Origin of the sequence: Streptomyces sp. ADMS (genome assembly GCF_033441795.1) — a bacterium.
Lineage (GTDB): Bacteria > Actinomycetota > Actinomycetes > Streptomycetales > Streptomycetaceae > Streptomyces.
On sequence record NZ_JAVFVX010000120.1, the window covers coordinates 9,944 to 20,554 of the forward strand.

Sequence of the window (10,611 nt, forward strand, 5' to 3'; positions counted from 1 at the left end):
TTACTCCGTGACCGTCACCCCCGCTGGTGTTACTCCGTGACCGTCACCCCCGCTGCTGTTACTCCGTGACCGTCACCCCGCTGCCGTCACCCCGCTGCCGTCACTCCGCTGCCGTCACTCCGCCGCCTTCCACTCCTCGGGCCGCAACGGCGGTCCGCTCAGCGGTGGTTTCAGCGGGCCGATCGCCGCCGCCAGCAGGACGCTCGGCGCCAGCAGTACCTCCGCGCCGCGCTCCAGGGACGTCACGTCCGTGACCCGGCGCGCGATACGGCCGTTGCCCGTGGCCGTGCGCATCAGGCGGCCCACGTAGGCCGCCAGCAGGCGGTCCCGCAGGGTGGGGCCCTTCTCCGTGGCGCCGGGGTAGAAGATGTCCTGGCTCGTCGCGAGGTCCCAGGCCGCCGCGACCGGGCGGGCCACCGCCGTCTGGATACGGCGGGACAGACCGGGGGTGCCCCAGCCTTGACGGTCGATCACATCTCGTAGGACCACGGCACTTTGGGCCGCCACCGACATTCCGTGGCCGTAGATCGGGTTGTACGCGGCCAGCGCGTCGCCGATCACCGTGAAGTTCTCCGGCCAGGCGGGCATCCGCTCGTAGTAGTGCCGTCGGTTCGACGTCGTACGGGTGACGGAGACGTCCGTCAGGGGTTCCGCTCCCGCGAGCAGGTCGGCGATCACCGGGTGGCGCAGCTCCTCACGGGCGAAACGCGTGAACTCCGCGCCGTCGGTGGGCGGTTCGCTGCCCCGGGTACCGGACAGGGACACCAGCCAGCAGCCGTCCTCCATGGGCATGAGGACGCCCGCCCTGCCCGGCCCGGTCCCCATCGGGTCCGCCTGGACGTTGACCACCGGGTAGCCGTGCCGGGCCGGTTCGGGCGCCCGGTAGACGCGGCTGGCGTATGCGAGCCCGGAGTCGACCACGCGGCGGGGCGGTTCGGGCAGCCCCAGTTCGCGCAGCCAGTGCGGAGCGCGCGAGGCGCGGCCGGTGGCGTCCACGACCAGGTCCGCGTGCAGTGTGAGCCGGCTGCCGTCGGCGCCGCGCACCCGCACCCCGGTGACGGCCTCGTCCGTGCCCTCCAGACCCAACACCTCGGCGTGCTCCACCAGTTTGATCCGGTCGTCGTCCAGGATCTGGGCGCGGACGGTCGCGTCAAGCAGGTCCCTGCCGCACAGGTACACGTGGTGCGACTCGGGCCACCGCCGGAACCAGCCCTGCGGCGCCAGCGCGACCATGTCCGTGGTGACAGCCAGCCGGTGCGCACCGGCGTCGAGCAGCAACTCGCCCACGCCTGGCACCAGTTCCTCGACGGCCCGGGCGCCGCCGGACCACAGCAGGTGCGCGTGCCGGGCCTGTGGCAGGTTTCTGCGCGGCTCGGGGCCGTCGGGCAGGACGTCGCGCTCGACGACGGTCACCCGGTCGGCGAACCCGACCAGGGCACGGGCCGTGAGCAGCCCGGCGAGCGATCCGCCGAGGACGACGGCGGATCTGACGGACGGTCTGGCGGCAGGTCTGGCAGGGGAGTCGACGGTAGTCGGGCGTTCACTCATGTACGTGCAGGCTCTCTGCTGGGGCGGTCGCAAGGGTGCGCACCGCCTCGATCTCATCGGGGTGACTCAGGACCTCGGACACGGCTTCGATGCTCTGGAGCAGGTCCGTGAGCAAGTCCGTGCCGTGGTCCGTGACTTGGGGAGAGGGGAGACGGCACTGCGCGCGCGCCGCGATCGCGTCCCGGATCGTCACCGCAGCCGCCAGCGCCTCCGCCCGGCGCGGCCCGTACCCCAGCTCCTCGGCGGCCCCGTACGCCCGCCGCCGCAGTTCCTCGTCGAAGTGGCGGGCGAGTTGGAGCAGGGCGTCGCGGATGAACGTCTCGCGGCGGGTCAGCCGCAGTTCCGGGGTGGCCCGCACGGAGAAGGGGACGCCTCTGCCGGTGGCGGTGCGCAGGAGGTCGTACAGCGGGCCGAGCCGGGAGTGGTCGCGGCGGATCCGCCAGCGGTCGCGCAGATACTGGCCGGCGTGCGGCAGCACGAACCCCGTCGCGATCAGGACGGCCGCCACGCCTGCGGCGGCCGGGGCCAGCTCCGTGGAGAGCGGGTCGAGGTCGCGGCCCGCCCAGCGGGCGACGACGGCCGTGCCCTTCGCCGCGTCGAACACCAGGTTGGCGGCATAGCCGACGGCCAGCGACTGCAGGCCCCGGCGCAGCCACACGTCGAGTCCGGCGGTGTGGATCCAGTTCCGGATCAGCCGGTACGTCAGGACGCAGGACGTGGTGTGCGCGAGCAGGTAGACCACGATCAGCTCGCGCATGAAGGGCGTACGGGCGTAGTACGTGTCCAGGTCCCGCCGACGCTCCACGGGTGCCTCCGCGAGCCCGAACAGCGCCCACAGCGCGACGATCACGCCCGCGTGACCGACGGCGACCCACCGCATCGCGCGACGAGCCCTGGCCGATCTCGCCGAGTGGCCGGTGTGGCCGCCGCGCCACGCGATCATCAGCAGCAGACTCGCTCCGCAGAACGCGATGAGCAGGCTGTACACCAGGGGCGCCGCGATGTTGGGCACGCCGGTGACCCGGTTGGTCCAGGCGATGCTCGGCGGCGCCGCGAAGACGAAGATGCCGCAGGCGAGCAGCAGCAGTCCGCCGGCCGCGCGCCGCAGCGGGTCCCGCCACAGCCTCACGATGCTGGGCAGCTTGAACACCAGAGCGGCGGCCAGGACCGCGATCGGTGTCCCGAACACGAGGACGGGGTACGGCTCGCCGGGGAAGCCGGAGGGGTTCATCGCCGTGCGTTTCCGCTTCCCCGGCCGCGATACCCCAGGGAGGCCTGCACGCCGCTGCTGCCCGTGCTCGCCTTACGCTCTTCCACCCATGGCCGGAAGACGGTGGCGAGGCGGTGGCCGAACTCCTCGGCGTCGGCCTCCTCGGCCTTGCGGGAGCCGTTGCGGGCGGCGACGGCGAGCGCCCGGTCCTGCCCCCACTGTTCGTCGGCGAGCACTCGGGCGGCGGTCGCGCCGACGCTGTGGTGGTGACAGTGCCCGGCGTGGAGATGCCACAACTCGTGTCCCAGGATGACGAGTTGCTGCACGGCCTCGGCGCGCTCCTCGACGATCACGAGGTCGAATTCGTGGAACTCCACCCAGAGACCGGTGACTTCGATCTCGTCGGGGAAGCGTTCGAAGCGAAGCTCGACGCGCCGTCCACGTCGCTCACTCATCTCCTCGCACAGCGCGCGGCACAACTCGCGTACCCCGGAGGGGCCGTTGTTCTGCTCCCGCAGCGCCGCATCGAGCGCTGAGGTCAGATCGCGCATCGCACCCCGGGTCCGGAACCGGTGCGCGGCCCGGGCCGGCAGCAGAGCCGCCAGAACGTCCCTCGTCACCCCCCTCGGTGTCATCGGTCCGTCTCCTCGCCGCCGCTCAGCAGCCCTTCGAGCATCACCGCGAGGGCCTCCTGCTTGCGCGGGGTCAGCCGTCGGCCGCGCAGGGCCAGCGTGACGACGCCGTGCCGGGTCGCGAACCGGACCAGCGGGCCGTCCTCGGCGCCGCCGAGTTCCGCCAACAGGCGATGGAGCTCACGGTTCAGGACGATGGGCGCGGGGTCGGTGAAGAAGCCGGTGCCCTGCTCGACGCCGAAGAACGCGGCGAGCGCGGTGAGGTCGGGAACGTTCGGCATCTTCTTGCCGAGGAGCAGCTGGCGGGCCCACTCGGGGCTGATCGACAGGGCGTCCGCGACCTCCTTGCAGACCTCGCTGCGCTTCCTGCCGCTTGCCGCGAGCCGCGTCTCATGGAGGGTGCGCACCCGGCGCCGGATGCGGTCCTCGATGTCGTCGGCCGCCGGCTGTGCGCTCTCGGTCAACAGGGCCTGGATCTCGCCCTCCGTGAGAGCCGTACGGGCCGACAGGCCTTGTACGTCCAGGACTTCGGCGCGATCGAGACGTGCCTCGGCGATGCGTTCATCGAGGCGCGCGAGGGTGTCGGAGAGGGTCTCCCGAAGGGGAGACGGGGGCTCACTCACGGGCCGACCTTACGCGTCGGGAACCCCGCGCACCAGGGAAATCCAACGATCGTTGGAGCTCCCGGAACGATCGTTGGGCGCACACGCCATTGACGTGCGGGCACTCCAAAATTACGGTCCTGTTCGAAGTTACGAGCGGACACCGATATACCGAACGCCGTACGCAGAATGTCGGAGAGGAACCCATGTCCCGCACCGCCCGCTTCACGATCGACCCCGCCTTCACCGTGGGCGAGGTCGACCCCCGTCTCTTCGGATCCTTCGTCGAACACCTCGGCCGCTGCGTCTACACCGGTGTCTTCGAGCCCGGTCACCCCGCCGCCGACGAAGCGGGCCTGCGCACGGACGTGCTGGAGCTGGTCCGCGAACTCGGCGTCACCGCCGTCCGTTACCCCGGCGGCAACTTCGTCTCCGGCTTCAACTGGGAGGACTCGGTCGGTCCGGTCGAGGAACGCCCTCGCCGGCTCGACCTCGCCTGGCGTTCGACGGAGTCCAACCGCTTCGGGCTCTCCGAGTACATCGACTTCCTCCGCAAGATCGGCCCGCAGGCCGAGCCGGTGATGGCCGTCAACCTCGGCACCCGGGGAGTCGCCGAGGCACTCGAACTCCAGGAGTACGCCAACCACCCCTCAGGCACGGCCCGTTCGGATCTGCGCGTCACCCACGGCGACAAGGACCCCTTCGGCATCAGGGTGTGGTGCCTCGGCAACGAGATGGACGGTCCCTGGCAGACCGGCCACAAGACCGCCGAGGAGTACGGCCGGCTCGCCGCCGAGACCGCCCGCGCGATGCGCCAGATCGAGCCGGACCTCGAACTCGTCGCCTGCGGCTCCTCCAGTCAGGGCATGGAGACGTTCGCCGAGTGGGAGGCGACGGTCCTCCAGGAGACGTACGACCTGGTCGACTACATCTCCCTGCACGCCTACTACGAGCCCCACGACGGCGACATCGACTCCTTCCTGGCCTCCGCCGTGGACATGGAGTCGTTCATTGACAACGTAGTCGCGACCTGTGACCACGTCGGCGCCCGCCTCAAGTCGAAGAAGAAGATCAACCTCTCCTTCGACGAGTGGAACGTCTGGTACATGACCACCCGGCCCAGCTCCCAGCCGGCCGAGGACTGGGCGGAGGCCCCGCGCCTGCTCGAAGACGTCTACTCCGTCACCGACGCCGTCGTCTTCGGCTCGCTCCTCATCGCCCTGCTCCGGCACGCGGACCGCGTCACCGTCGCCTGTCTCGCCCAGCTCGTCAACGTCATCGCGCCGATCATGACCGAGCCTGGCGGCCCGGCCTGGCGCCAGACGACGTTCTTCCCGTTCGCGCAGGCCAGCAAGTACGGGCGGGGCGAGGTCCTCGACGTACGGGTGGACTCGCCGACGTACGGGACGAAGAAGTACGGCGAGACGGACCTCCTGCACGCCACCGCCGTACGCGCCGCCGACGGCACGGTCACCGTCTTCGCCGTCAACCGTGACCGCAACCAGCCGCTGCCTCTCGAAGTCGCTCTGAACGGTCTGGAGCTGACGTCGGTCGTCGAGCACAGCGCGATCGCCGACGCCGACCCGGACGCCCGCAACACCCTGGACGACCCGGAGCGCGTCACCCCGCACCAGGCCACCGGCACCACCCTCCAGGACGGCAGGCTGACCGCCGTCCTGGAGCCGCTGTCGTGGAACGTGATCCGGCTGGCCTGAGATCCCCACCCGCTGTTCACCGGCCGGGGGAGGGGACGACCGTCACCGGAACTCCCCCGGCCGCACTCTCCAGCGGCGTCAGCCGTACCTCCCCGGGTCCCGACACCGTCCTGCCGTCCGAAAGCACCGCCAGGGCAAGGGTGTTGGCGCCCCGGGTGCGCAGGATGCCGTTCGGCAGGGCGAAGAAGTGCCGGGGGCCGACGTCGTTGACGTACCGGCCCATGTTCCAGCCGTTCGGAACGACCCGGACGCGGTACGCGCCCACCGTCCCCGGACCCCGGCAGATGCCGGCCCGACCCTTCCCCGTACAGCCAGTGACCTTCGCCGATCTGGCGGCCGGGGAGCTGCCGGAGCCGGGGCGGGGACTGGCCGAGGAACCGGCCGCCTGGGACAACCCGTGGATTTCCTGACTTTCCAGCCTTTCAGGGCCGTTTATTGTGCTCCATTGGAGCGATCGCAAACCACTTTGAAGGATGCAGTTCCGGTTTGATTGTTGACGCCCTTCACTCTCCCGATACCTTGACCCCTGCATGTGCAGGTAATGGGTGGGGTCTAGGTGAAGGGTGTGCAGACGGGGATGAGTTTGCTGAGATCGCGTCGAGGGTGGGGCATCGGGGCCGTAGTGGCCGCCGGAGTGTCCGGGGTTCTGATCGTGCAGGGCGTGAACGGCGGCGGCGCGAACGGCGCGGCCGACGACGGCAAGCCGGCCTCCGGGCCGATCGCGAGCGAGGAGTACGCGGCGGCGCTCAAGGTCGCCGCCGACGGTGACTCGGCGACACTGGCCAAGAAGGACACCAAGCCGTTCAGCATGCTCGGCGTCACCTGGTCCGACCCGTCGGCCACACTGGCGGGCAAGGTCGAGGTCCGCACCCGCGACGCCGGCACCGACAACTGGTCGTCCTGGCTGGAGCTGGGCACGGACAGCGGACCCGGCGAGGAAGGTGCGGCCCGCGCCGGTACCGACCCCGCGTGGGTCGGCGCGTCCGACGGCGTGGAGGTCCGGGTCGACGGCAAGACGTCCGCGGAGCTGCCCGAGGGGCTGCGCGTCGACATGATCGATCCCGGCACCGGTTCGGTGTCGGATTTGGAGCCGGCGGGATACGCGGCGGCCGCGAGCACCGAGTCGCCGGACGCGAGCGCGACGCCGACGGAGGTGACCGCCGCACCCTCCGTCTCCCCGACGGACGGCACGGGCACCCCCTCCGCGTCCGCGAGCACCTCCGCGTCTCCGTCCGCGTCCGCCTCCGAGTCCGCGTCGCCCAGTGCCTCGCCCTCGACGTCCGCGTCCGCGTCGGCCTCTGCCACGCCGTCCGCCCCGACGAGCACCGGTCCCACGGCCCCGCCGTCCATCGCCCCCAAGCCGCCGATCACCTCAAGGGCCGGCTGGGGCGCGGACGAGTCGATGAGCCCCGAGGCGCCGGACTACCTGGCCAACGGGATCAAGGCGGTGGTCGTCCACCACACCGCCGAGACCAACGACTACACGTGCGCCCAGTCCCCGGCAATGATCCGCGGAATCTACACGTACCACGTGAAGACGAACGGCTGGAAGGACATCGGCTACAACTTCCTGGTCGACAAGTGCGGCACGGTCTTCGAGGGCCGCAAGGGCGGGGTCGACAAGCCGGTCCTGGGCGCGCACGCCTACGGCTTCAACACCCAGACCACCGGCATCTCCGTCCTCGGCAACTACAACCTGGTCGAGCCGCCGACGGCCGTGCTGACCTCCGTCGCCCGCGTCGCCGCCTGGAAGCTCGGCCAGTACGGCGTCAACCCCGGGCCGACGGCCACCACCACGCTCACCGCGGGTGCCGCCGGCAACAACTTCTACGGCACCAGGAAGTCGTGGAGCACGGGCACCCAGCTCACCTTCCCGACCATCCACGGCCACGGCGACGGCTACGCCACCGAGTGCCCGGGCTCCAAGCTCTACGCCCAGCTGCCCGCCATCCGCAGTCACGCGGCGGGGCCGGTCGCCGGCCTCACCCTCAAGTCGGTCACGGGAGCGGGCACTTCGGGTGTGCGGACGTACACGAAGTCGGCCATAACGGTCAACTGGTCCGCGACCACACCCGCCGCCCTGATCACGAAGTACGAGGTGCTGGTCGACGGAGAGGCCGCCGCCACCGCCGCCGGTACGGCGACCTCCGGGAAGGTGAACCTGGCGCTCGGTACGCACGCCGTGTCCGTACGGGCCACCCACATCTCCGGGAAGACGACGACCACCGCAGCCGCGACCGTCGTCGCCGAGACGACCGCGCCCACTTTCACCACCGCGCCGAACCTCTCCCTGCGCACCGGCACGGTGAGCACGACCGCCGTCCCGGTCACTCTGAAGTGGAAGGCCACGGACACCGCCGTACTGAAGGAGGTACGTCTGACGGCCCCGGTCGCCAAGACGTACGGCCCGACGGTCACCAGCGCCGCACTGACCTCCAAGTCCGGCGCGGCCACGACCTGGAGGATGACCGCGTACGACCAGGCGGGCAACGCCAGGGCGGCCTCGGTCGCCGGTACGCCGGTGATCCTCCAGGAGACCTCCGCGACCCGTACGGGCACCTGGACGACGAAGTCGTCGACCAGCTACCTGGGCGGCAAGTCGTACTCCAGCTCCGCGAAGAACGCCTCGCTGACCTGGACGTTCACGGGCCGCTCGGCCGCCCTCGCGGTGTCGCGGGCCTCGACGTCCGGCCAGATCACGGTGTTCGTGGACGGCGTCAAGGCCGCGACGGTCGACCTGAAGTCGGCGACGACGAAGTACCGCGACGCGATCTGGACGAAGAGCTGGAGCGCGAGCGCCAAGCACACGGTCAAGATCGTGGTGGTCGGCACGAGCGGCCGCCCGACGGTCACGACGGACGGCCTGGTCTACCTGAAGTAGTACGTCCGGCTCCCCTTCCCCGCGTGAACAACCTGAGTGCCGTCCTCGTACGGGGCTCAGGTTGTTCACGTTTCCGGGCTCAGCCGGAGGTGTCCACACCCACGGTGAGGGTGGCCTTGTAACCGTCGGAGACGCTGGAGCCGAGTGCGGTGAGCGTCAGCAGGCCGGAGGACGCGCCCCCGTCGTCGTAGATGCTGTCGTTGGAGAGGGCCGTCTCCGGGGTGGTGTTCGCCGAGTACGGCGAGGTCGCCTGGATCTCCTCGTTGATGTCCTCGTCGAAGAAAAGCTGGCCGGTGTGGATGACCTCGCCACCGGTGTACGAGGTGTCGGTGAGTGTGACGTCCGTGTGCACCTGCATGTGGATGTGGACGGCGCGGGAGATGTAGTGACCGGGCCAGATGGAGGTGATGCTGCACTGGCCGTTCTCGTCGGTCATCTGCCCGCCGCGCAGGAAGGTGCCGTTGTCCTCGTAGGTGTGGCCGTTGCCGCCCACGAAGCCGGAGTACTCGCCGAGGTGGTCGCAGTGCCAGATCTCGACCAGGGCGTTCGCCAGCGGGGCGCAGTCGTTGGCGAGGTCGACGACGGTGAAGGTGTGCTGGACCTCGAAGCCTTCCAGGTCCTCGCGGATGTCCGCGCGGACGAGTGCGCCGTCCAGGGAGTAGGGGCCCTCGGTGACCTCGGCGTTGAGGACGCAGACGCTGTTGGTGGTGGACGAGGAGCTGTCCTCCGCGGTGGTGGTGGCCGCCTCTGACTCCTCGGCGGTGGTGGTCGTGCCGGCGGAGGCGAAGCCGGCCACGGCGAGTCCGCCGACCACCGCCGCGGTACCGCCGCCGATCAGGACGCGGCGCCGCTGGATGGTCTTGCTCAGCCGGTGTTTGCCCACGGAGGCGGTGGCGTCGGCGGAGGCCTCGGGGGCCGTGTTCTGGGGGTTCGTGTTCTCTGTCATGTCCCGGAAACTTAGGGGCGCACCTGAGGATTTCCTTAAATCGCGGCTGTGAAGACCCTTTGGACCTATCGCTCAACTCTATTGGTTTGGGGCGGAGTTGGGGCACACTCCGCGCGGCGTGGTGATGGCTGCGGGTTGCATCGACGGGTGAAACAGGCCGCTCGCGGGCGGGGATTGGCCGGGGATCGACCTGGCTGGTGCCTGCCCCGCCACCTATGCTGCGACCGCCCCGCCTTCACAGATCCTTCACTGCTCAATCACAGGTTGGGTGCGGGCGTGCGTCTGCACTTGGCATGCGCATGACCGTCTGCGTGATTCTCGCCCCCCACTGCAACACGCGATGAAAGGGAGAAACATGGCTGGTGGCCTGCTCGTGAGCGGCGCGATTGCCGCTCTGTTCGCCGCTGCGATACCCGCACAGGGTGCCGGGTCGTCCTTCGAGGACCCGCCCCCGGACAAGATCGTCATCAAGGTCGCCACGGTGAACGGCTCCGGCTGTCCGGCGGGTACGGCCGCGGTGGCCGTCTCCGGCGACAACACCGCCTTCACCGTCACCTACAGCGACTACCTCGCCCAGGCCGGCGGCAACTCCGACCCGACGGCGTTCCGCAAGAACTGTCAGCTCAACCTGCTGGTGCACGTCCCGGCGGGCTTCACGTACGCCATCGCCAGCGTCGACTACCGCGGCTTCGCCGCCCTCCAGCAGGGCGCGAGCGCCATCCAGCGGGCCTCGTACTACTTCCAGGGCTCGTCGAGCACGGCGTTCCGCACCCACGCGTACAGCGGCCCGTACAACGACAACTGGCAGGCCACCGACTCCACCGACTGGGCGCAACTGGTCTGGGCGCCCTGTGGGGTTCAGCGCAACTTCAACATCAACACGGAGTTGCGGGTGAACGCTGGTACGTCGACAGGGACCAGCTTCATGGCGATGGACTCGACCGACGGCGACATCAACACGGTCTATCACCTGGCGTGGCAGGAGTGCCCGGCGAAGTGAGGTCGGCGTCAAGGGCCGTAGGGGAGCTGTAGGCCCGGTCGCCGGGCGGGGTGCGGACACGGCCGGCCGTGTCCGCA

At 70.1% G+C, this 10,611-nt stretch carries 9 protein-coding genes and 1 pseudogene; 4 read left to right on the forward strand and 6 right to left on the reverse strand.

The features are described from left to right. Positions 1-114: 114 nt before the first annotated feature. The 4 genes from RB628_RS33785 to RB628_RS33800 are packed head-to-tail and all read right to left on the reverse strand — an operon-like array spanning position 115 to position 4,013. Positions 115-1,548, reverse strand: coding sequence for a pyridine nucleotide-disulfide oxidoreductase (locus RB628_RS33785; RefSeq protein WP_318324443.1), 1,434 nt, complete (start codon positions 1,546-1,548; stop codon positions 115-117). Continuing rightward, positions 1,541-2,779, reverse strand: coding sequence for an MAB_1171c family putative transporter (locus RB628_RS33790; protein WP_318324444.1), 1,239 nt, complete (start codon positions 2,777-2,779; stop codon positions 1,541-1,543). Before RB628_RS33790 ends, RB628_RS33785 begins: the two co-directional genes overlap by 8 nt. Further along, positions 2,776-3,393: a toxin-antitoxin system, toxin component family protein gene (locus RB628_RS33795; RefSeq protein WP_318324445.1), complete on the reverse strand. Its 618-nt coding sequence runs from the start codon at positions 3,391-3,393 to the stop codon at positions 2,776-2,778. Before RB628_RS33795 ends, RB628_RS33790 begins: the two co-directional genes overlap by 4 nt. Next, positions 3,390-4,013 carry a transcriptional regulator gene (locus RB628_RS33800; protein WP_318324446.1) on the reverse strand — a complete coding sequence of 208 codons (624 nt, stop codon included), beginning with the start codon at positions 4,011-4,013 and terminating at the stop codon, positions 3,390-3,392. The genes RB628_RS33795 and RB628_RS33800 overlap by 4 nt, the downstream gene beginning before the upstream one ends. 185 nt (positions 4,014-4,198) lie before the next feature. Here RB628_RS33800 and RB628_RS33805 point away from each other — a divergent pair, with 185 nt between their 5' ends. Then, entirely contained in the window at positions 4,199-5,707 is a 1,509-nt protein-coding gene (locus RB628_RS33805) for an alpha-N-arabinofuranosidase (protein ID WP_318324447.1), read from the forward strand. A 16-nt stretch (positions 5,708-5,723) separates the two neighbouring features. Here RB628_RS33805 and RB628_RS33810 read toward each other — a convergent pair. Beyond that, positions 5,724-5,966: pseudogene (locus tag RB628_RS33810) on the reverse strand (beta galactosidase jelly roll domain-containing protein); the annotation flags it as partial. Positions 5,967-5,991: 25 nt separating this feature from the next. Between RB628_RS33810 and RB628_RS33815 the strand changes: the two are divergent. Together RB628_RS33815 and RB628_RS33820 are read left to right on the forward strand one after the other, a co-directional pair. Next, positions 5,992-6,117 (forward strand): hypothetical protein, encoded by a 126-nt coding sequence (locus RB628_RS33815; protein WP_318324448.1) that lies wholly within the window; start codon positions 5,992-5,994, stop codon positions 6,115-6,117. Positions 6,118-6,284: 167 nt separating this feature from the next. Further along, the gene (locus tag RB628_RS33820) at positions 6,285-8,588 is read left to right on the forward strand and encodes a peptidoglycan recognition protein (RefSeq protein ID WP_318324449.1); all 2,304 of its coding nucleotides are present in this window, start codon (positions 6,285-6,287) and stop codon (positions 8,586-8,588) included. 79 nt (positions 8,589-8,667) lie between these two features. On the opposite strand, the gene RB628_RS33825 is transcribed toward RB628_RS33820, so the two are convergent. Continuing rightward, a complete protein-coding gene (locus RB628_RS33825; protein WP_318324450.1) occupies positions 8,668-9,534 on the reverse strand; it encodes an intradiol ring-cleavage dioxygenase in 867 nt (288 codons plus the stop codon). Positions 9,535-9,889: 355 nt separating this feature from the next. On the opposite strand from RB628_RS33825, the gene RB628_RS33830 reads away from it, so the two are divergent. Continuing rightward, a complete protein-coding gene (locus RB628_RS33830) occupies positions 9,890-10,534 on the forward strand; it encodes a DUF4360 domain-containing protein (RefSeq protein ID WP_318324451.1) in 645 nt (214 codons plus the stop codon). Positions 10,535-10,611: the final 77 nt, after the last annotated feature.